Source organism: Salinispora goodfellowii, assembly GCF_059570675.1.
In genome coordinates, this window is the sequence record NZ_JCANTD010000001.1 from 16,883 (window position 1) to 37,510 (window position 20,628).

The window sequence follows — 20,628 nt, forward strand, 5'->3', positions numbered from 1 at the left end:
TCTCCACTTGGTTGGTCTTTTAAGACCCTTGGTTGGTCCTTTTAAGACTACATGACCTTGACAATTTTCGTCAACCTTGAGCCATCCATCGATCGACCATTCGGCAGTCCGGGGCCCGAACGGCCCGCGTCCCGCACCGTCCTGCGGCTGGACACCCGCCATGTCGAGCCGTCGCTAGTCCAGATCGATGAGGCCGTCCGGCGGCATGACCAGGCGAAACAGCTCAAGCACCGGGGTGAGCGGGCCGGCGTCGGGGTACGTGGCGGCGGTAGGTGCTGACGGTCGGGTCGCCGGCGATCCAGAACCGCCACGGCACGTCGTGCGCCCCGGTGACGCCGACCCGTGGCCCGGCCGCCACCGCCGCTTCCGGCACCGGTTCGAGGGGTGGGCGCAGCCGGATCGGGCCATCGCCGAGCAGGTACTGCCCGTAGGCCGACCGGTCGACACCCAGTGCGACGCAGAGCCGGGCCGGCCCCCGGGCGAGGTCGCGGTCGGATCGCGCCGTCTGCCGGCGGGACCGGGCCGGGGCGTGGCCGGCGACCACTTCCCCCGCCCGCACCAGCACCGCGGCGGCCTCCCCCTCCGGCCCGGTCACCACGTTCAAGGCCCAGTGCATCCCGTACGTGAAGTAGACATAGGCGTGCCCGGATGGGCCGAACATCGCCGCGTTACGGGGAGTGCGCCCCCGGTGGGCGTGTGAGGCCGGGTCCTGGGCGGTGCCCGCGTACGCCTCGACCTCGGTGATCCGCGCGGTGACCGCGCCCGTGGAAAGGTGGGCGCCGAGCAGGCCGCGCGCCGCCGGCACGACCGATCCGCCGAGCAGGGCGGCTAGTCGCGCGAGATCATCCACGGCTGCGACCCTATCCCGGGGTGATGCGGGTCGCCAGAGCTTTGGATTAGGTCAGCCTTACCTTAGAGTCGATGCTTGTGACTTCCGCATCCGCCCTGTTCCCGGCCGTGCAGGTGCCGTTCGTCCGCGACCTGGCGACGCATGGCGAACGCACCGCGATCGTCACCCGGGACGGGGAGATCTCGTACACCGACCTCGCCGCCCGGGTCGCGCGAACCGCCGAGCAGCTCGGCGTGGGGCGACGGCTCGTGCTGGTCGTCGGCGCGAACACGGTCGACTCGCTGGTGGCGTACCTGGCCGCGATGCACGCGGGTCACCCGGTCCTGTTGGTGCCCGACGACCGGGCCTCGGCGCTCGCCGGCCTGATCGAGGCGTACGACCCGGACGTGCTGGTCAGCGGCGCCGACGAGGGCTGGCGGATCGAGCACCGCCACGCCTCCTCCGGGCATGACCTGCACCCCGACCTGGCCCTGCTGCTGTCCACCTCCGGGTCGACCGGCTCCCCGAAGCTGGTCCGGCTCTCCCACACCAACCTGCAGGCCAATGCGGAGGCGATCGGCGAGTACCTGGGTATCCGCGACACCGACCGGGCGGCCACCAGCCTGCCACTGCACTACTGCTACGGCCTGTCAGTGGTCAACAGCCACCTGGCCCGAGGCGCCGCCCTGGTGTTGACCGACCTGTCGGTCGCCGACACCTGCTTCTGGGAGCTGTTCCGGGATACCCGGGCCACCACCCTCGCCGGAGTGCCGTACACCTTCGACCTGCTGGACCGGGTCGGCTTCGCCGCCATGGACCTGCCGCACCTGCGTTACGTCACCCAGGCCGGTGGTCGGCTCGCACCGGAGCGGGTACGTCAGTACGCCGAGCTGGGTCGGGGCGCGGGCTGGGACTTCTTCGTCATGTACGGGCAGACCGAGGCGACCGCGCGGATGGCGTACCTCCCGCCGGACCTCACCTTCGACCATCCGTCGGCGATCGGGGTACCGGTGCCCGGCGGCGACTTCCGGCTCGCCCCGGTCGCCGACCATCCGGACCCGGAGGTCGGCGAGCTGGTTTACGCCGGCCCGAACGTCATGCTCGGCTACGCCCACTCTCCCGCCGATCTGGCGCTGGGTCGCACCGTTGACGAGCTGCACACCGGCGACCTGGCTCGGCGTACCGCAGCCGGAGTGTGGGAGATCGTCGGCCGCCGCAGCCGATTCGCCAAGATTCTCGGGCTACGGGTCGACCCGCAGCAAATCGAGGCGCTGCTGTCCGCGCACGATGTCACCGCCAGCTGCGTCGGCGGTGACGACGAACTGATCGTGGCGACCGCCGGCGCCGAAGACTCACGCCGGGTGCGCCGCCTGGTCGCCGGGGAGGTGGGGCTGCCGCCTCGGGCCGTGCGGGTGCTCCCCCTGGCCGAGTTGCCCCGGCTCGCCTCCGGCAAGCCCGACCTGGCGACGCTGCGTGGGCTCGCCGCCGAGAGCTCGCCACCGCCGGCGGCGTCGGCCGGCGACCTCTGCACGCTGTATGCGGAGGTGCTCGACCGCACCGACGTCACGCCGGATCGCAGCTTCGTCGACCTCGGCGGGGACTCCCTGTCGTACGTCGAGATGTCGGTGCGGTTGGAGCGGGAGCTGGGTGACCTGCCGGCGAACTGGCACACCCTGCCGATCGCGGACCTGCGCCGATCCACCGCAGCTCCCGGACGCGCTCCCCGGCCACGCCGGCGGCGTTCGCTGGAGACCAGCGTGGCGCTGCGGGCGGCGGCGATCGTGCTGATCGTCGGCTCACACATCCCGATGTTCACCATCACCGGTGGGGCGCACCTACTGCTCGCGGTGGCCGGCTTCAACTTCGCCCGGTTCCAGCTCACCACCGCCGGGCGGGGAGAGCGGCTGCGGCAGATCGGCGTCAGCCTGCTGCGCATCGTGCTGCCCACGATGGCGTGGATCGGTGCGGTGATGCTGGTCGACGACCAGTACCGACTGAGCACCCTACTGCTGGCCAACAGCATCCTGCGGCCCGACGACGCGGCACACGGCTGGCACTTCTGGTTTATCGAGGCGGTGGTCTACCTCCTGGTGGCGCTGGCCGCGCTCCTCGGCCTGCGCCGGGTCGACCGCTGGGAGCGGCGGTACCCGTTCGCGTTTCCGCTGGGGCTGACCGCGGTCGCACTACTCGGCCGGTACGACGTCTTCGGCCTCGACGCGGCCCACGACCTGCCGGCGGCGCTCGTGGCCGGCTGGCTGTTCACGCTCGGCTGGGCGACCGCCCGAGCCGACGGGGTACGGCAGCGGCTGTTGGTCACGCTCGCCGCGGTGGCCACCGTGCCGGGCTTCTTCGGGGAGCCGGCCCGCGAGGCCCTGATCGTAACCGGTTTCGCGTTACTGACCTGGCTGCCGACCGTGCCCAGCCTGGGCGTGCTGAACAAGGTGGCCGGGGTGCTCGCCGGTAGCTCGCTCTACATCTACGTGACCCACTGGCAGGTCTACCCGCACCTGCGGGAGCTGCCGCTGGTCGCCCTCGCCGCGTCGCTCGCGCTCGGCATCGGGTACGCCGCGCTGGTCGGCCGCGTCTGGCGTTGGGCCGTCACCCGCCGTCCGGCCCGGCTGCGCTGCCCCTGACGGACGGGGCGGGGCGGTCCGCTTCGCGAACCGCCCCGCCCCGTCGATGAACTGGTCAGGTGAACTGGTCAGCGGGGAACAACCTGCTCGGCGGCCCACTCCCGCCAGCCAGCGAGCTGGTCGGCGGCGGCGGCGAGCTGCTCGGCGACCGGACCCGGGCCGGTGGAGCCCGGGGTGGTGCGGGCGGCGAGCGCGCTCTCGACCGACAGCACGTCCCGCACCGACGGGTCGAGGTGCTCGCTGACCTCGGCGAGGTCGTCGTCGGAGACCTCGTCGAGCGCGCAGTCCCGGGCCACGCAGAGCGCCACCAACCGGCCGGTGATCTCGTGCGCCTCGCGGAACGGCACCCCGCGGCGGACCAGCCAGTCCGCCACCTCGGTGGCGAGCGAGAAGCCCTCCGGCGCGGCGGCGACCAACCGGTCGGCCCGTACCGTCATCGTGGAGACCATCCCCGCGAGGGCCGGCAGGAGCAGCTCCAGCGTGTCCACCGCGTCGAAGGCGGGCTCCTTGTCCTCCTGCATGTCCCGGTCGTAGGTCATTGGCAGACCCTTGAGCATGGTGAGCACGCCCACCAGGCCCCCGACGAGCCGGCCGGACTTGCCTCGGGCCAGCTCGGCGATGTCCGCGTTCTTCTTCTGCGGCATGATCGACGAGCCGGTGGCGAAGGCGTCGTCCAGCTCCACCCAACCGAACTCCGGCGACGTCCAGAGCACCACCTCCTCGCCGAGGCGGGACAGGTGCACGCCGATCAGCGCGGTGGTGAAGAGGAACTCGGCGACGAAGTCCCGGTCGGCGACGGCGTCCATCGAGTTGGCGAAGGACGTACGGAAGCCCAGTTCCCGGGCGACCGCCACCGGGTCCAGCGGCAGGCCGGAACCGGCGAGCGCACCGGCACCGAGCGGACTGATCGCGGTGCGGTGGTCCCAGTCGCGCAGCCGCTGGAGGTCGCGCAGCAGCGGCTGCACATGGGCGAGTAGCCAGTGCCCGAAGGTGACCGGCTGGGCGGGCTGCAGGTGGGTCATGCCCGGTGTCGCGGTGTCCACGTGCCGCCCGGCCTGCTCGACCAACGCCTCAGCCAGCTCGACCAACCGAGCGGCCACGCCCCGGGCGTGGTCACGCAGGTAGAGCCGCAGGTCCGTGGCGACCTGGTCGTTGCGGGAGCGGCCGGCGCGCAGCTTGCCGCCGAGCCGGCCGAGCCGCTCCAGCAGCCCCCGCTCCAGAGCGGTGTGCACGTCCTCGTCGTCCACGGTGGGCCGGAACGTGCCGGCGGCGCAGGCGGCCTCCAGGTCGTCCAGGGCCGCCAGGATCTGCCCCAGCTCCTCGGCGTCCAGCAGGCCGGCACCGGCCAGGACCCGGGCGTGCGCCCGGGACCCCGCGAGGTCGTAGGGGGCGAGCCGCCAGTCGAACTGCACGCTCACCGACAGCCGGGCGAGCGCCTCGGCCGGGCCGCCGGCGAAGCGGGCTCCCCACAGGCTGGTCCGGTTGGTGGCTGCGCTGTTCTCGGTCAGGCTCTTGTCGTCCACCCCGCCCATTGTGGCAGCGCTCACCGCGCCCCACCCAGCCGGGCGTCCCGCTCCGCCGACATCTTGCTGGGCAGGCCCCACAGCTGCACAAACCCCTTGGCCAGGGACTGGTCGAAGGTGTCACCGGTGTCGTAGGTGGCCATGCCGAAGTCGTACAGGCTGGCCTCGGACCGCCGGCCGGTGGCGGTGACCCGGCCACCGTGCAGGGTGAGCCGTACCTCGCCGGAGACGTGCTGCTGCGAGTCGTCGACGAAGGCGTCCAGCGCGTCCTTCAGCGGGGAGAACCACAGGCCGTCGTAGACCAGCTCGCCCCAGCGCTGGTCCACGCTGCGCTTGAACCGGGCCAGGTCCCGCTCGACGGTGACCGCCTCCAGCTCCTGGTGCGCGGTGATCAGCGCGATCGCGCCCGGCGCCTCGTACACCTCGCGGCTCTTGATCCCGACGAGCCGGTCCTCGACCATGTCCAGCCGGCCGACGCCGTGCGCGCCGGCACGCCGGTTCAGCTCCACGATCGCCTGGTACGGGGTGACCGTCTCCCCGTCGATGGCGACCGGGTTGCCGGCGTCGAAGGTGATGACGACCTCGTCCGCGTCCCGCGGCTGGGTCGGGTCGGCGGTGTAGGAGTACAGGTCCTCGATCGGCGGGTTCCAGATGTCCTCCAGGAAGCCGGTCTCGACGGCCCGGCCCCACAGGTTCTGGTCGATCGAGTAGGGCGACTTCGCCGTCACGTCGATCGGCAGCCCCTTCTCCTCGGCGAACGCGATCGCCTTGTCCCGGGTCCAGGCGTAGTCCCGGGCCGGCGCGACGATCCGCAGATCCGGGGCGAGCGCCCCCAGGCCGACCTCGAAGCGCACCTGGTCGTTGCCCTTGCCGGTGCAGCCGTGCGACACGATGGTGCCGCCGTGCTTGCGGGCCGCGGTCACCAGGTGCTTGACGATCAGCGGCCGGGACAGGGCCGAGACCAGCGGGTACCGGTCCATGTAGAGGGAGTTGGCCCGGACGGCGGGCAGGCAGTACTCGGCGGCGAACTCGTCGCGCGCGTCGACCAGCTCGGACTCCACGGCCCCGCAGTCCAGCGCCCGCTGCCGGATCGCCTCCAGGTCTTCACCGCCCTGCCCGACGTCGACCGCCACGGCGATCACCTCGGCGCCGGTCTGCTCGGCCAGGTACGGGATCGCGACGGAGGTGTCCAGTCCGCCGGAGTACGCCAGAACGACCCGCTCAGTCATGATGTGATGCTCCTTTCAACGTTGTCTTCGCGGCGGGCCCAGCCGGCGAGTTGGTCGCCGAGTGCGGCTCCGCCGTCGGCCGCGCGGGCCACGACGAGGATGGTGTCGTCGCCGGCGATCGTGCCGACGACCTCGGGCAGGCCGGCGCGGTCCAACGCGCTGGCCAGGTACTGGGCCGCACCCGGTGGGGTACGGAGCACGGCGATGTTGCCGCTGGCGTCCACCCCGTTGAGCAGCTCCCGCAGCAGGCGCACCAGACGCGCCGGCGCGGTCTCGGCCTCCCGCAACGGACGCTGGCCGTCCTCCGGGATCAGGTAGACCCCGCGGCCGTCGCCACCGCGCACGGTGACCGCGCCGAGTTCCTTGAGGTCCCGGGAGAGGGTCGCCTGGGTGGCCTGGATGCCCTCCCCCGCCAGCAGGTCGCCCAGCTCGGTCTGCGAGTGGATCGCCTTGTCCCGGATCAGTTCGACGATGCGGGCGTGCCGGGCGGCGCGGGTCAGCGGGGCGCTCATGCGTGCTGCCCGGTGGTGCTGCCCGGCGCCGGCGCGTCCGGGGTGGTCCCGAGGAGGAACGTCAGCAGCGCCTTCTGGGCGTGCAGCCGGTTCTCCGCCTGGTCGAAGACGGCGCTGCGCGGGCCGTCGAGCACCTCGTCGGTGATCTCCTCGCCCCGGTGCGCGGGCAGGCAGTGCAGCGCGATCGCGTGCGGCGCGGCGTGTGCGAGCAGCGCGGTGTTGACCTGGTACGGGCGGAACGGGGTGACCCGGTCCAGCCCGTCGGACTCCTGCCCCATCGAGGTCCAGGTGTCGGTGGCGACGGCGTCGGCGTCGCGGACCGCCGCCACCGGGTCGGTGCCGGTACGCACCGACCCGCCGGTGCCGGCGGCGATCTTCTCCGCCCGGGCCAGCACCGCCGGGTCCGGGCGGAACCCGACGGGCCCGGCGATCCGGACGTGCATGCCGGCGGCGGCGCCGGACAGCAGGTACGAGTGGCACATGTTGTTCGCCGTGTCGCCCAGGTACGTCAGCGTCCGCCCGGCGGTGCCGCCGAGGTGCTCGCGGATGGTGAGCAGGTCGGCCAGGAGCTGGCACGGGTGGTACGTGTCGGTGAGCGCGTTGACCACCGGCACGGTCGCGTGCGCGGCGATCTCGGCGATCCGCTCGTCCCCGTGGGTCCGCAGCACGATCGCCGCCACGTAGCGGGAGAGCACCCGTCCGGCGTCGGCGAGGGTCTCGCCCCGGCCGAGGTGGGTCACCTGGCTGTCCACCACCAGCGGATGTCCGCCCAGCTCGGCGATGCCGACGTCGAAGGACATCCGGGTCCGCAGGCTCGGCTTGTCGAAGAGCACCGCCACGGCTCGCGGGCCGGCCAGGGGGCGGTACCCGAAGCGGTCCGCCTTCATGCCGGCGGCCAGGTCGAGCACGGTCGCCTGTTCGGCGGGGGCGAGGTCGTCGTCCCGCAGGAAGTGCCGGATCATGCCCTGGCCTCCGTCGTGGTTGGGGCGGTCGGGGTCGGGATTCTGGCCGGTTGGGCCGGCGGGCTGGGGTTGCCCGGTCCTGTTGACCGGGGCCCGGCGCCCAAGGTCGAGTCGGCGGCGGCGCGGGTCGCGTCGAGGGCCGCCGGCAGGGCGGCCAGGAAGGCGTCGGCCTGGTCGGCGGTGAGGATCAACGGTGGGGCGAGCCGGATGACACCCGGCTGCACCGCGTTGGCCAGGAAGCCCGCCTCCCGCAGCGCCTCGACGGTGACCGCCGCGACCGGCGCGGTCAGCACGATCCCGAGCAGCAGGCCGGCACCCCGTACCTCGGCGACCAGGGGATGGTCGAGCGCCTGGACGCCCCGGCGTAGCCGGTCACCGACCCGCTCCACATGGTCGAGCAGCCCGGTGCCGGCGATCGTGGACAGCACCGCCAGCCCGGCGGCGCAGCTGATCGGGTTCCCCCCGAAGGTGGTGCCGTGGGAGCCGGGGCGCAGCAGGTCGGCCGTGGGGCCGAAGGCGATGCAGGCGCCGAGCGGCAGGCCACCGCCGAGGCCCTTGGCGAGCGTCACCACGTCCGGTTCGATGCCCTCGGCCTGGTGGGCGAACCAGTGCCCGGTACGGCCGATCCCGGTCTGCACCTCGTCGAGCACCAGCAGGGCGCCGTGCTCGGCGGTGATCCGACGGGCCTCGGCGAGGTAGCCGGCCGGCGGTACGACAATGCCGTTCTCCCCCTGGATCGGCTCCAGGATCACCATCGCGGTCGCGTCGGTGACGGCCGCGGCCAGCGCGGCACTGTCGCCGTAGTCGACGTGGGTGACGGTGGTGGGCAGCGGACGGAACGGGTCGGCCTTGGCCGGCTGGCCGGTGAGCGCCAGCGCCCCCATGGTGCGGCCGTGGAAGCCGCCCCGGGTCGCGACGACCTCGGTCCGTCCGGTGAGCCGGGAGATCTTGAACGCCGTCTCGTTCGCTTCGGCGCCCGAGTTGGCGAAGAAGACCCGTCCCGGTCGGCCGGCGAGGGCGAGCAGCAGCTCGGCCAGGGCCACCGGCGGCTCGGCCGCGTACAGGTTCGACACGTGCCCCAGCGTGGCGACCTGCTTGGAGACGGCGGAGACCACCGCCGGGTGGGCGTGGCCGAGGGTGTTGACGGCGATGCCGCCGAGCAGGTCCACGTACTCCCGACCGGTGTCGTCGACCACCACGGCGCCAGCGCCGCCGACCAGTGCGAGCGGCGGCGTACCGTAGCTGTCCATCATTGACTCTTGCCAGCGGTCACGGAGCGGGCTCATCCGGGAATCACCATGGTTCCGAAGCCTTCCGAGGTAAAGATCTCCAGCAGGGTCGAGTGCGCGACCCGCCCGTCCACGACGTGCGCGGCGGGTACGCCTCCGCGCACCGCCCGCAGGCACGCCTCCATCTTGGGAACCATCCCCGACTCCAGGGACGGCAGCAGCTTCTCCAGCTCCTTCGCGGTGACCTCGCCGACCAGGCTGGACCGGTCCGGCCAGTTGGCGTAAAGGCCCGGCACATCGGTCAGGACGACCAGCTTGCGCGCCCGCAGCGCGACCGCCAACGCCGCCGCGGCGGTGTCCGCGTTGAGGTTGTGCGGCACGCCGTCCGCATCCGGGGCCACCGTCGAGAGCACCGGAATCCGGCCGGCCTCGAGCAGGTCGGTCACCACCGAGATGTCCGCCGACTCCACGTCGCCGACCTGGCCGATGTCGACCGGCCGCCCGTCGACGTACGCCGGGCGTCGGACCGCGGTGAACAGACCCGCGTCCTCGCCGGAGAGCCCCACCGCGAACGGACCGTGTGCGTTGATCAGCCCGACCAGTTCCCGGCCGACCTGCCCCAGGAGCACCATCCGGACCACGTCCATCACCTCTGGCGTGGTGACCCGCAGCCCGCCCCGGAACTCACTGTCGATGCCGAGGCGGTCCAGCATCGCCGAGATCTGCGGTCCGCCGCCGTGCACCACGACCGGCTTCAGGCCGGCGTGGCGGAGGAAGACCATGTCCGCGGCGAACGCCCGCCGCAGCTCCGGATCGGCCATGGCGTTGCCGCCGTACTTGACCACGACGGTCGAGCCGGCGAACCGCGCCAACCACGGCAGCGCCTCGATCAGGGTGGCCGCCTTGGCCTGGGCGCCGGTGAGATCAGCGGTGGAGCTCATGCCCGAACCTGCCTTCCGTCTCCGGTTGCGGCGCCGCGCCACGCGGCGATCCTCGTGCTCACGACGAGTACGCCGAGTTCTCGTGCACGTACCCGTGGGACAGGTCGTTGGTCCAGATCGTCGCCGCGGCCGCGCCCGCGCCCAGGTCGATGCAGATCGTCACGTCCACACCCCCGAGGTCGACCTTGGACCGGTCCTCGGCGGCGGCGCCGCCCCGGCACACCCACACCCCGTTCACGGCCACATCGACCCGCTCCGGCGCGAACGCCGCGGCGGTGGTGCCGACGGCGGCGAGGATGCGCCCCCAGTTCGGGTCGTTGCCGAACAGTGCGGTCTTGACCAGGTTGTTCCGGGCCACGCTCCGGCCCACCTCGACCGCGTCGTCCTCGCTCGCCGCGCCGACCACGTCGATCGTGATCTGCTTGGTGGCGCCCTCGGCGTCGGCGACGAGCTGCTGCGCGAGGTCGTGCGCGACGGCGGTGACCACGGCGGTCAGCTCGGCCTCGGTGGGCGCGACGCCGCTCGCACCGCTGGCCAGCAGCAGCACCGTGTCGTTGGTGGACATGCACCCGTCCGAGTCGACCCGGTCGAAGGTGACCCGGCAGGCGGCCCGCAGCGCCGCGTCCAGGGTCTGCGGGTCAGCGACCGCGTCGGTGGTGAGCACGCTGAGCATCGTGGCCATCGCCGGCGCGAGCATGCCCGCGCCCTTGGCCATCCCACCGACGGTGAAGCCCGTACCGTGCCCGACCGCGTTCTTGGGCCGGGAGTCGGTGGTCATGATGGCCTCGGCGGCGGCCGGTCCGCCGTCCTGGCGCAACGCCTCGACCGCCGCACCCACCCCGGGCAGGAGCCGGTCCATGGGCAGCCGCTCGCCGATCAGGCCGGTGGAGCAGACGGCCACCTCGCCCGCGCCGAGGTCCAGCCCGGGGGCGACGGCGGTCAGTACCGCCGCGGTGTGCTCCGCGGTGGCGTGGGTGTCCTGGAAGCCACCGGGGCCGGTGCAGGCGTTGGCGCCGCCCGAGTTGAGGATCGCGGCGCGGACCAGGCCGCCCTGGACGACCTGCTGGGTCCAGAGCACCGGCGCGGCCTTCACCCGGTTGGCGGTGAAGACACCGGCCGCCCCGGCGTGCGGGCCGTCGTTGACGACCAGGGCGACATCGGCCGCCCCGCCCTCCTTGAGCCCGGCGGACACCCCGGCCGCCCGGAATCCACGGGGAGTGGTGACGCTCACGGGGTGACCCCCCAGACGGACAGGCCGGTGGCCTCGGGCAGGCCGAACATGATGTTGGCGTTCTGCACCGCCTGGCCGGCCGCGCCCCGACCGAGGTTGTCCAGGCCGCTGACCACGATCAGCCGTCCGGCGTCAACGTCAACGGTCGCCTGCAGGTGGCAGGAGTTGGAGCCGAGGGTCGCGGCGGTGTGTGGCCACCGTCCCTCGGGCAGCACGTGCACGAAGGGCGCGTCCGCGTACGCCTCGGCGAGCACCGCCTGCGGGTCGACCTCGCGTACGGGCACGGCGGTGACGGTCGCGAGGATCCCCCGTGGCATCGGTGCCAACACCGGGGTGAACGACAGGCTGGTCGCCCCGGTCGCCTGCTTGATCTCCGGAACGTGCTGGTGCGCACCGACCCGGTACGGCGACAGGTCCCCCATGACCTCGCTGGCGAGCAGGTGCGCCTTGGCGGCGCGGCCGGCGCCTGAGGTCCCGGAGGCGGCCACCACCACCACGTCGGCGGGCTGGGCCGCACCGGCGGCGATCAGCGGGGCGAGCGCCAGGACGATGGCGCTGGCGTAGCAGCCGGGGTTGGCCACCCGGGTCGCGGCGGCGATCCGCTCGCGCTGACCCGGTAGCTCGGGCAGACCGTAGGTCCACTGCCCGGCGTGGGTGCCGCCGTAGTAGTTGGCCCAGGCGTACGGGTCGGCCAGCCGGTGATCGGCACCGAGGTCAACCACGCGCACCTCCGGCGGCAACTGCGCGGCCAGTGCCGCCGACTCGCCGTGCGGCAGCGCCAGGAAGATCACGTCGGCGTCGGCCAGGGCCGCCGGGTCGGTCTTGGCCAGCACCAGATCCAGCCCGGTCAGCTGCGGGTGCACGGTGTCCAGCCGGTGCCCGGCCTGGCTGTGCGCGGTGGCGGCGACCAGGTCGAACTCCGGGTGCCCGGCGATCAGGCGCAGCAGTTCACCCCCGGCGTAACCGCTCGCCCCAGCGACCGCAACTCGGATCCCCATACCTACCTCCGTATGACAATGCAGGGAAGATTAACAGTGACTGCATGATCATACAAAGTAGTGCATGGCAATGAGGACGTGTTCTGAATCACCGGCCGCCACCCACGGAAGGGCCCGCGTCTCGTAGCGCGACGCGGGCCCTTCGACGGAAAACCCCAAACGGCGGGAAGAGGCGAGGTCTACCCTCACACGCCGCGGAGCGTAGCGCCGAAGCGCTCCGCGGCACAGGCAACCGCCGCGTCCCGCGCCGCGACCGCCTCCTCCACCGTCAGCGTCCGGTCCGGCGCCCGGAAGGTCAGCTTGTACGCCAACGACCGACGACCCGCGCCGAGCTGCGCACCGGCGTACACGTCGAAGAGCCGGACCGACTCCAACAGCGCACCGGCCCCCGCCACCAGCGCCTCCTGCACCTCGGCCACCGGGACGTCGACTTCGACCACCAGCGCCACGTCGATCAGGGCGGGCGGGAAGGACGAGAGCACCGGGGCCTGCCGCACCGGGGCCGCCGGTACCGCGTCCAGGTCCAGCTCCATCGCGGCGGTACGGCGCGGCAGCTCCAGCTCGGCGACCACCGCCGGATGCAGCTCCCCCGCGTACCCGACAGCCACGTCATCCACCGCCAGAGACGCACAGCGCCCGGGGTGCCAGGGGGCGTGCTCCGCGGCCCGTACGGTCACCCGGTCGGCGGGAATGCCGGCGGCGGCGAGCACCGTCCGGGCCGCCCCGACCGCGTCCGCCCAGCCGGCCGGGCGCCCCTCGCCCCACCAGCCACCCGGCTCGACCTCACCGGCGAGCACCACGGCGACGTGCCGGGGCTGCTCCGGCAGCACCGCATCGGCGGCAGCGAACTCCGCGTCCGACGGCCGGTGCTCCACTCCCATCGCCGGCGGAGGTCCGACCTGCTCCCGCAGGTGGAAGACCGTACCGATCTCGTAGAGCGCGAGGTCCCGCTGGCCTCGGCCCAGGTTCCGTTGGAGCACCCCGAGCAGCGGGCCGAGCAGCGTCGTCCGCAGCGCCGGCTCCTCCTCCGACAGGGGGTTGGCCAGCCGCACCGCGCGCCGCCGAGCATCATCGGCCGGCAGGCCCAACCGGTCCGCCAGCTCGACTGCCACAAACGGCGCCGAGAGCACCTCCACGTAGCCCTGGTCGGCGAGCATCCTGGCCACCGCCCGCTGGCGCCGCTGCTGCCAGGTCAGGCCCCGACCGGCGGGGGCAACCGGCAGCACCGCCGGCACCCGGTCGTAGCCGTCGAGGCGAACCACCTCCTCGACCAGGTCGGCCGGGTCGGTCAGGTCGGGCCGCCAGGTCGGCGGAGTAACCAGGAACGACACCGCGCCACCGGCGGCGACGCTCACCGCACCCGGATCCGCGGTGAGCCGGTCCGGGCCGGTCACGACCGTGCAGCCGACCTCGGTAAGCAGAGCGGCCACCCGGTCCGGCGAATAGGCCACCCCGACCCGACGAGACGGCAGGTCCGCCGGCAGGACCACCGGGGTCGGCGACGGCACATGATCGATATCGAGGATCTCCGCACCAGCCGTGCCGCCGCCATGCTCCACCAGCAGCCGGACCGCCCGCTCGACAGCGACCAACGCCAGGGCCGGATCAACGCCCCGCTCCCACCGCTTGGCCGCCGCGCTGAACAGCCGGTGCCGGCGGGCGGTGCGCCCCACCATCACCGGATCCCAGTGGGCGGCCTCGAACAACACGTTGCTGGTCTCCGCGACCACCTCGCTGCTCTCCCCGCCCATCACGGCGGCGAGCGAGATCGGGACACCGGCGTCCGCACCAGCGGCCGGGCTTGCGCTCGACAACCCGGCATCACAGATCACCATGTCCTCGGCGACGAGCGTGCGCGCCACCCCGTCCAGGGTGGTCAACCGCTCCCCCGCCACCGCCCGGCGGACCACCAGCGAGCCGGTGATCCGGTCGGCGTCGAAGGCGTGCATCGGCTGGCCCAGCTCGAGCATCACGTAGTTGGTGATGTCCACCGGCAGCGAGAGGCTGCGGATGCCGGCGGTGGTGAGCCGCCGCACCATCCAGGCCGGTGACGGCGCGGTCGGGTTGACGCCGCGGACCATCCGCGCCGCGAACCGGTCACAGCCGACCGGATCCCGCACCTCCACCGGGTACGCGGGCGCCTCGGTGCCGGCCGGGGCGGACGCGAGGCCCGGGTCCCGAAACGCCACCCCGAGCGCGTGCGACAACTCCCGGGCGATCCCCCGCACCGACATCTGGTAACCGCGGTCCGGGGTCAGCTCCACCTCGACCACCACATCGTCGAGGCCCACCACGGGGCGGGCGTCGTCACCCGGCTTGGCGGGGCTGGAGTCGGGCAGCACGATGATGCCGGCGTGGTCGTCGCCCAGGCCCAGCTCCTTCACCGAGCAGATCATGCCCTTGGAGTTACGCCCGTACGTCCGGCGCGCCCCGATGGCGAAGTCACCGGGCAGCACCCCGCCGGGGAGGATCACCACCACCCGGTCGCCGACCGCGAAGTTGCGCGCCCCGCAGACGATCTCCTGCAACTCGCCGGTGCCGTTGGCGTCCCCCACATCCACCCGACAGAAGCGAATCGGCTTCTTGAAGCCGGTCAGCTCCTCAATCTCCCGCACCTCGCCGACGACCAGCGGCCCGGTGACCGTACCGGCCAGGTCCACGACGGACTCCACCTCGAGACCGAGACCGACCAGGGACTGCTCAAGGTCGGCCGGGGTCAGGTGGGTCGGCAGGTCAACGTACTCACGCAGCCAACTGACAGAAACTCGCATGACTCAGATCACCGTCTCCGTAACTCGTGCCCGCGCCTACGCGCCGTACCCGAACGCCCGGGCGAACCGGACGTCCCCCTCCACCAGGTCCCGCATGTCGCCGACGCCGTGCCGGAACATGACCGTACGGTCGATGCCCATGCCGAAGGCGAATCCGGAGTAGACCTCCGGGTCGATGCCGCAGGCCCGCAGCACCCGCGGGTTCACCATGCCGCAGCCACCCCACTCGACCCACTGCGCGCCCTTGCGGTGCTCCGGGAACCAGACGTCGAACTCCGCCGACGGCTCGGTGAACGGGAAGTAGTGCGGCCGGAAGCGGGTTCGCGCCTGGGGCCCGAACATCGCCCGGGCAAAGTGGTCCAGCGTGCCCCGCAGGTGCGCCATCGTGATGCCACGGTCCACCACCAGGCCCTCCACCTGGTGGAAGACCGGCGCGTGGGTGGCGTCCAACTCATCGGTCCGGTAGACCCGGCCCGGGCAGATCACGTAGATCGGCGGCGTGCGGGTCAGCATCGTCCGCGCCTGCACCGGCGAGGTGTGGGTCCGCAGCACCGTGCCGGAGTGCTCCGGCGCGACGTGGAAGGTGTCCATCAACCCCCGCGCCGGGTGGTCCGGCAGGATGTTGAGCGCGTCGAAGTTGGTCCACTCCAACTCGACCTCGGGGCCCTCGGCCACCTCATAGCCCATTCCGACGAAGAAGTCGGTGATCTGCTCCATCAACGTACTGACCGGGTGGCGCGCCCCGGCCGGACGCCGGTCGGCCGGCAGGGTGACATCCACCCGCTCCTCGACCAGCATTCGCTCGGCCTGCTCCCGCTCCAGAACCTGCGCGCGCGCGGCGTAGGCGCTCTCGATCGACCGGCGGGCCTCGTTGACCCGCTTGCCGGCGTCGGCCTTGGCGGCCGGCGGCAACGCGCCGATCTCCCGTCGGGCCAGCGACGCCGGGGCCCGGTCCCCGAGGTGGGCCGGGCGCAGCGCGGTCAGCTCATCCGGATTGGCGGCGGCGGCGAAGGCCACCTCGGCGGTGGCGACAGCCTCGGCCAGTGCGGCCGGGTCGAGCAGGGCAACCTGCTTCGGGTCGTACGGGTCGTTGCGGTAGGACATGGCGTACGGGCACTCCCTCACGGCGGCGCCGACCCTTGTCAGGCGGCGAAGCGAGTCTACGGACGCGCGGCTGTGCCGCAGCCCGCCGGTGGGGAGTCGTGCGGAGAGCGGGTCAGGCCCGCCGCCCGCCGGCACCGGCGGGCTGGCTAAACGAACGCCGTTGCGCATTCACGGGCGGCCGCTCTCCTCTGCTGCTGTCTCGGTCGCGGTTCCTGCCTCGACCGCGGCTACTTCCTCGCCCACGGTTGTGCCCCCAACCGCAGTTGTGGCCCCGACCGGGCGCGGGGACGACGGCCGGCGCTGCGCTCTCGCTGAAGCGTACAGGCACACCGCCGCCGCGGCAGCCAGGTTAAGGCTCTCCGCCCGCCCATGCAGTGGTACCCGGACCCGGGCGTCGGCGGCCGCGGTCAGCTCGGCGGGCAGGCCGTGCGCCTCGGAGCCGAAGACCCAGGCGGTGGGGGCGGCCAATCGGCCGGCATCTGCCAGGTCGTCCAGGTCGTCCGCGCCGTATCCGGTGGTGGCCAACACGGCGAGCCCGGCGGTCCGCAGGTCGGCGAGCACCTGCAGCGGATCGGGCGCCCGCACCACGTCCACGTGGAACAGGCTGCCCGCCGACGCCCGCACCACCTTGCCGTTGTAGGGGTCAACGGCCGTACCGGCGAAGACCACCGCCTGGGCGCCGGCCGCGTCGGCGGTCCGCAGAACCGTGCCGGCGTTACCCGGATCGCGGATGTCGGCGAGGACGGTGACCAGCCGCGGCGCCCGCGCGAGGGCGGTGGCCAGCGGCAGGTCGAGATGTTGACAGACGGCGATCAGGCCCTGGGGGGCGACCGTCTCGGCGAGCCCGGCGAGCGCCGCGTCGGTTACCTCCGAGACAGCTAGGTCAGCGGCGGCAGCCTGGGCGACCAGATCCCGGTACCGGTCCAGGGCGGCCGGCGTACCGAAGAGTTCCAGGACCGTGCCCGGCCGGGCCAGTGCCTCGCGGACCGCCTGCGGGCCCTCGGCCAGGAACCGACCGGTGGCCTCGCGGTCGCGGCGGCGGTGTAGTCGACGGGCCGCCACGATCCGTGGCGTACGGGGGGTGAGTGGTCCGGAGACGGCGTCGAGGCGCCTCCCGTGCGATCGTGACTGCATGGGAGACGCCTCGCGCTGCCGTGGGTGGATCAGGCGGCCTGGGCGCCGGCGCCGCCGGTGCCCTGCTCCGCGACGGCCGCACGGGCCTTCTCGACGATCGCCGTGAAGGCGGCGGCGTCGTTGACGGCCAGGTCGGCCAGGATCTTCCGGTCGACCTCGATGCCGGCCAGCTTGAGGCCCTGGATCAGGCGGTTGTAGGTCAGCCCGTTGGCGCGGGCACCCGCGTTGATCCGCTGGATCCACAGCTGCCGGAAGTCGCCCTTGCGGTCGCGACGGTCCCGGTAGGAGTACTGCATCGAGTGCAGCACCTGCTCCTTGGCCTTGCGGTACAGCCGGGAGCGCTGACCGCGATAGCCACTCGCGGTCGCCAGCAGGGTACGGCGCTTCTTCTGGGCGTTCACAGCCCGCTTGACGCGTGCCATCTCAGCTCCTTCGTTGGTTCAGGGTGGCGCGCGTCAGCGGCCGAGCAGCTTCTTGATGCGCTTGACATCCGGCTTGGCCACCTCGACCAGCCCGGTCAGCCGGCGGGTACGGGTGGAGGACTTCTTCTCCAGGTTGTGGCGCAGGCCGGCCTGCTGCTTCACGATCTTGCCTTTGCCGGTCACCCGGACGCGCTTGCCCATCCCGGTGTGGCTTTTCATCTTCGGCATGTGGAACGTCTTCTCCCCTGCTACTCGCCGGCAGTTCCGGCGGGTCCGGCCGCCTCGGCCGGCGGTGCTGCCGCGGCGGCACCGGACTCCCGCTCGCCCCGCGGAAGTGCGCCGCCGCGGGCCGCTGTTGCGGCAGCCTTGGTGGCGCGGTGCGGTGCGAGCACCATGATCATGTTTCGACCGTCCTGCTTCGGCGCGGCCTCGACGTATCCCAGCTCCGAGATCTCGGACTCGAGCCGACGCAGGAGCCGGTAGCCCAGCTCCGGGCGGCTCTGCTCGCGACCCCGGAACATGATCGTCACCTTGACCTTGTCGCCCGCCTTGAGGAACCGCACCACGTGACCCTTCTTGGTCTCGTAGTCATGCGGATCGATCTTCGGCCGAAGCTTCATTTCCTTGATGACGGTCTGCTGCTGATTACGCCGCGCTTCGCGCGCCTTCAGTGCGCTCTCATACTTGAACTTTCCGAAGTCCATGAGCTTGCACACCGGCGGGCGCGCCATTGGCGCAACCTCGACCAGGTCCAGGTCGACGTCCGCGGCCAGCTGAAGGGCGCGCTCCAGCGGGACGATGCCCACCTGCTCACCCTCGGGACCGACCAGTCGGACCTCACGTGCCCGGATCTGCTCGTTCACGCGTGGTTCGACGCTGATGGGGCCTCCTCGAGTCGAGTCTTCTGCATTGCCGACCCAGCGGCTCCCGGGTGGGAACCAACCCGGAAAGCAGAAGGCCCCGGCAGCTGCCGGGGCCTGCTCGACCGGTCGGCACGACCAAATAGTCGCGCATCCGACACCGAGGTGTGCCCGGAATCGGGGACCGGACCCGTCCGCCGCACGGCGACTCAGGTGGGAGCAGGCGCTCCGCTTTCAAAGCCAGCCGCAAAGCCGCAGCTGGCCTGGTCGTTTCCCGTAGCCTACACCCCGTGCCGGTCCACCCCAAACCGGGCATCAGCTCCGTGCCGCGGACCGCCGGGGTCAGTGGTGGCCGGGGTCAGTGGTGGCCGGGGTCAGTGGTGGCCGGGGTCAGTGGTGGCCGGGGTCAGTGGCCAGCGGGGTCAGTGGCGGTGGCGCCCGCAGCCAGCCGGGCCTGGTGCAGCCGGCGCAGCCGGCGGACCGCGTCCACCGCCAGCTCCTTGTCGGCGGCCTGGAGAGCAAGCATCGGCACCAAGTCGTCATCGTGCAGCTCAAGGCTGGCCCAGGGCGCCCCGCGGTCGAACCGGACGGCACGGACGAGTTCCCAGGGCAGCTCGTACGAGCCGATCACGTTCTGCACCCGCACCCGCTGCGCGTCAGCCTCGACCCGCGGCCGGGTGAAGAGCAGGAAGGCAAGCGCGCCGAGCACGCCGAGACCGACCATGCCGAGTTGGTCGCCTCGCTGAAACGAGCCATAGCCGCTGCCGGTCGCACCGTGCAGCGACGTCGCCAGCACCGTGAACAGCAGCACCAGGGCAATCGCCGAGGCCCAGCAGACCACCCGGATGCGCCGGGGCCGGATCCGGAACGCTTCGGTTTCGCTCACCGCACCAGTCTGCCACCCACACCCGGGCGGCCCGCGCCCGGCACACAGTCGGGCGCGGCACACAGTCGGGCGCGGCGAGGCGCGGCCGGGGGGCGACGGCTCGGCATGGCGGCCCGGCCGGGGACGGAAATCCCGGCTCGGTGCTCCCAGCCCGGCCTCGGACTCCCGGCCCGATCAGAGACGGCACGCCTGAATGCTCGTGACCAGGATCGCGCGGGCGCCGACCTGGTACAACTCGTCCATGATCCGGTGCACATCGTCGCGGAGCACCATCGCCTGCACCGCTACCCAGCCCTCCCGGTGCAGCCGGGAGACGGTTGGCGACTCGATGCCCGGAGTCAACGAACTGGCCCGAGCCAACAGGTCGGCCGGGACGTCGTACGTCAGCATCACGTAACGCCGGGCGACGAGCACGCTCTGCAGACGGCGGAGCAGCAGCTCACACTGCGGGTGGGGCGGCGCGGCAGAGCGGCAGACCAGGACGGCGGACGAGCGCAGCAGCGGCTCACCGAAGACCACCAGGCCGGCCTGACGCAGCGTGGCACCGGTCTCCACCACATCGGCGACCACGTCGGCGAGGCCCAGCCGGATGGCGTTCTCCACCGCGCCGTCCAGGCGGATCACGTCGGCCTTGACGCCCAGCTCGGCGAGGTGCCGCTCCACCAGGCCGGGGTACGCGGTAGCGACCCGACACCCGTCCAGGTCCTGCGCCGAAGCGATGTCCTCGGGGCGGGCGGCGAATCGGAAGGTGGCCTGGCCGAAGGCCAGGTCAACCACCTCGGTGGCGGGCGCGCCGGAGTCGACCAGGAGGTCCCGGCCGGTGATACCGACGTCCAGGTCCCCGGAACCGACGTAGGTGGCGATGTCCTTCGGACGCAGGTAGAAGAACTCAATGTCGTTCGAATCGTCCCGGCAGACCAGGTCCTTCGGGTCGGAACGCTGGCGGTAGCCCGCCTCGCGCAGCATCTGAGCGGCCTTCTCGGCCAAAGTCCCCTTGTTGGGTACCGCGACTCGCAGCACAGCGGAATGCTCCTTGTCGGAAAGCGGGAGGATCGGTCGGCACGGGACACTCACAGATGTCGGTAGACGTCCTCAAGGTCGAGGCCAGTAGCGAGCATCAACACCTGCACCTGGTAGAGCAGCTGGGAGATCTCCTCGGCGGTCCGCTCGGGCCCCTCGTGCTCGGCTGCCATCCAGGACTCGGCCGCCTCCTCGACGACCTTCTTGCCGACGAAGTGCACCCCCTTGTCCAGGGCCGCGACGGTGCCCGAGCCGGGGGTGCCGGCAGCGGCCTTGGCCTGCAGCTCGGCAAACAACTCCTCGAACGTCTTCACAGGGTCGATTCTTGCAACCGGCCGGCCACC

At 72.4% G+C, this 20,628-nt stretch carries 19 protein-coding genes; 1 reads left to right on the forward strand and 18 read right to left on the reverse strand.

Annotation, left to right across the window (positions count from 1 at the left end; all coding sequences use genetic code 11):
* Positions 1 to 223 precede the first annotated feature (223 nt).
* The gene (locus T398_RS00120) at positions 224 to 850 is read right to left on the reverse strand and encodes a DNA-3-methyladenine glycosylase (protein WP_496443262.1); all 627 of its coding nucleotides are present in this window, start codon (positions 848 to 850) and stop codon (positions 224 to 226) included.
* Positions 851 to 921: 71 nt separating this feature from the next.
* Between T398_RS00120 and T398_RS00125 the strand changes: the two genes are divergently transcribed.
* Positions 922 to 3,462: a non-ribosomal peptide synthetase gene (locus T398_RS00125; protein WP_496443264.1), complete on the forward strand. Its 2,541-nt coding sequence runs from the start codon at positions 922 to 924 to the stop codon at positions 3,460 to 3,462.
* A gap of 68 nt (positions 3,463 to 3,530) precedes the next feature.
* Here T398_RS00125 and argH read toward each other — a convergent pair whose 3' ends face one another.
* The 17 genes from argH to T398_RS00210 form a co-directional block, all read right to left on the reverse strand.
* The gene (argH, locus tag T398_RS00130) at positions 3,531 to 4,994 is read right to left on the reverse strand and encodes an argininosuccinate lyase (RefSeq protein WP_496444020.1); all 1,464 of its coding nucleotides are present in this window, start codon (positions 4,992 to 4,994) and stop codon (positions 3,531 to 3,533) included.
* Positions 4,995 to 5,005: 11 nt separating this feature from the next.
* Positions 5,006 to 6,214 carry an argininosuccinate synthase gene (locus T398_RS00135; RefSeq protein WP_496443266.1) on the reverse strand — a complete coding sequence of 403 codons (1,209 nt, stop codon included), beginning with the start codon at positions 6,212 to 6,214 and terminating at the stop codon, positions 5,006 to 5,008.
* A complete protein-coding gene (locus tag T398_RS00140; protein ID WP_018215018.1) occupies positions 6,211 to 6,726 on the reverse strand; it encodes an arginine repressor in 516 nt (171 codons plus the stop codon). Before T398_RS00140 ends, T398_RS00135 begins: the two co-directional genes overlap by 4 nt.
* Entirely contained in the window at positions 6,723 to 7,688 is a 966-nt protein-coding gene (argF, locus tag T398_RS00145; protein ID WP_496443268.1) for an ornithine carbamoyltransferase, read from the reverse strand. The genes T398_RS00140 and argF overlap by 4 nt, the downstream gene beginning before the upstream one ends.
* Positions 7,685 to 8,974 (reverse strand): acetylornithine transaminase, encoded by a 1,290-nt coding sequence (locus tag T398_RS00150; RefSeq protein WP_496443270.1) that lies wholly within the window; start codon positions 8,972 to 8,974, stop codon positions 7,685 to 7,687. The genes argF and T398_RS00150 overlap by 4 nt, the downstream gene beginning before the upstream one ends.
* Positions 8,971 to 9,858, reverse strand: coding sequence for an acetylglutamate kinase (gene argB, locus T398_RS00155; protein WP_496443272.1), 888 nt, complete (start codon positions 9,856 to 9,858; stop codon positions 8,971 to 8,973). The genes T398_RS00150 and argB overlap by 4 nt, the downstream gene beginning before the upstream one ends.
* Before the next feature lie 58 nt (positions 9,859 to 9,916).
* A complete protein-coding gene (argJ, locus tag T398_RS00160; protein ID WP_496443274.1) occupies positions 9,917 to 11,089 on the reverse strand; it encodes a bifunctional glutamate N-acetyltransferase/amino-acid acetyltransferase ArgJ in 1,173 nt (390 codons plus the stop codon).
* A complete protein-coding gene (argC, locus tag T398_RS00165; RefSeq protein WP_496443276.1) occupies positions 11,086 to 12,087 on the reverse strand; it encodes an N-acetyl-gamma-glutamyl-phosphate reductase in 1,002 nt (333 codons plus the stop codon). The genes argJ and argC overlap by 4 nt, the downstream gene beginning before the upstream one ends.
* Before the next feature lie 185 nt (positions 12,088 to 12,272).
* The gene (gene pheT / locus T398_RS00170; protein WP_496443278.1) at positions 12,273 to 14,858 is read right to left on the reverse strand and encodes a phenylalanine--tRNA ligase subunit beta; all 2,586 of its coding nucleotides are present in this window, start codon (positions 14,856 to 14,858) and stop codon (positions 12,273 to 12,275) included.
* Positions 14,859 to 14,894: 36 nt separating this feature from the next.
* A complete protein-coding gene (gene pheS, locus T398_RS00175) occupies positions 14,895 to 15,962 on the reverse strand; it encodes a phenylalanine--tRNA ligase subunit alpha (protein ID WP_496443280.1) in 1,068 nt (355 codons plus the stop codon).
* A gap of 168 nt (positions 15,963 to 16,130) precedes the next feature.
* A complete protein-coding gene (locus T398_RS00180; protein WP_496443282.1) occupies positions 16,131 to 17,096 on the reverse strand; it encodes a TrmH family RNA methyltransferase in 966 nt (321 codons plus the stop codon).
* Between the two features lie 29 nt (positions 17,097 to 17,125).
* Positions 17,126 to 17,518, reverse strand: a complete 393-nt coding sequence (rplT, locus tag T398_RS00185) for a 50S ribosomal protein L20 (RefSeq protein ID WP_496443284.1) — start codon at positions 17,516 to 17,518, stop codon at positions 17,126 to 17,128.
* 33 nt (positions 17,519 to 17,551) lie between these two features.
* A complete protein-coding gene (gene rpmI, locus T398_RS00190) occupies positions 17,552 to 17,746 on the reverse strand; it encodes a 50S ribosomal protein L35 (protein ID WP_011905775.1) in 195 nt (64 codons plus the stop codon).
* A 20-nt stretch (positions 17,747 to 17,766) separates the two neighbouring features.
* Entirely contained in the window at positions 17,767 to 18,381 is a 615-nt protein-coding gene (infC, locus tag T398_RS00195) for a translation initiation factor IF-3 (protein ID WP_011905774.1), read from the reverse strand.
* A gap of 403 nt (positions 18,382 to 18,784) precedes the next feature.
* Positions 18,785 to 19,264 (reverse strand): PH domain-containing protein, encoded by a 480-nt coding sequence (locus T398_RS00200; protein WP_496443286.1) that lies wholly within the window; start codon positions 19,262 to 19,264, stop codon positions 18,785 to 18,787.
* Positions 19,265 to 19,438: 174 nt separating this feature from the next.
* Positions 19,439 to 20,284 carry an ATP phosphoribosyltransferase gene (gene hisG, locus T398_RS00205; protein WP_496443288.1) on the reverse strand — a complete coding sequence of 282 codons (846 nt, stop codon included), beginning with the start codon at positions 20,282 to 20,284 and terminating at the stop codon, positions 19,439 to 19,441.
* A 50-nt stretch (positions 20,285 to 20,334) separates the two neighbouring features.
* Positions 20,335 to 20,598 carry a phosphoribosyl-ATP diphosphatase gene (locus T398_RS00210; protein WP_018215006.1) on the reverse strand — a complete coding sequence of 88 codons (264 nt, stop codon included), beginning with the start codon at positions 20,596 to 20,598 and terminating at the stop codon, positions 20,335 to 20,337.
* Positions 20,599 to 20,628: the final 30 nt, after the last annotated feature.

Coding starts and splice junctions, on each gene's coding strand:
- argB (WP_496443272.1), bottom strand. CDS start 9,858: ATGAGCTCCACCGCTGATCTCACCGGCGCCCAGGCCAAGGCGGCCACC.
- pheT (WP_496443278.1), bottom strand. CDS start 14,858: ATGCGAGTTTCTGTCAGTTGGCTGCGTGAGTACGTTGACCTGCCGACC.
- argH (WP_496444020.1), bottom strand. CDS start 4,994: ATGGGCGGGGTGGACGACAAGAGCCTGACCGAGAACAGCGCAGCCACC.
- rplT (WP_496443284.1), bottom strand. CDS start 17,518: ATGGCACGCGTCAAGCGGGCTGTGAACGCCCAGAAGAAGCGCCGTACC.
- T398_RS00135 (WP_496443266.1), bottom strand. CDS start 6,214: ATGACTGAGCGGGTCGTTCTGGCGTACTCCGGCGGACTGGACACCTCC.
- T398_RS00180 (WP_496443282.1), bottom strand. CDS start 17,096: ATGCAGTCACGATCGCACGGGAGGCGCCTCGACGCCGTCTCCGGACCA.
- T398_RS00150 (WP_496443270.1), bottom strand. CDS start 8,974: ATGAGCCCGCTCCGTGACCGCTGGCAAGAGTCAATGATGGACAGCTAC.
- argC (WP_496443276.1), bottom strand. CDS start 12,087: ATGGGGATCCGAGTTGCGGTCGCTGGGGCGAGCGGTTACGCCGGGGGT.
- argF (WP_496443268.1), bottom strand. CDS start 7,688: ATGATCCGGCACTTCCTGCGGGACGACGACCTCGCCCCCGCCGAACAG.
- rpmI (WP_011905775.1), bottom strand. CDS start 17,746: ATGCCGAAGATGAAAAGCCACACCGGGATGGGCAAGCGCGTCCGGGTG.
- pheS (WP_496443280.1), bottom strand. CDS start 15,962: ATGTCCTACCGCAACGACCCGTACGACCCGAAGCAGGTTGCCCTGCTC.
- T398_RS00140 (WP_018215018.1), bottom strand. CDS start 6,726: ATGAGCGCCCCGCTGACCCGCGCCGCCCGGCACGCCCGCATCGTCGAA.
- T398_RS00125 (WP_496443264.1), top strand. CDS start 922: ATGCTTGTGACTTCCGCATCCGCCCTGTTCCCGGCCGTGCAGGTGCCG.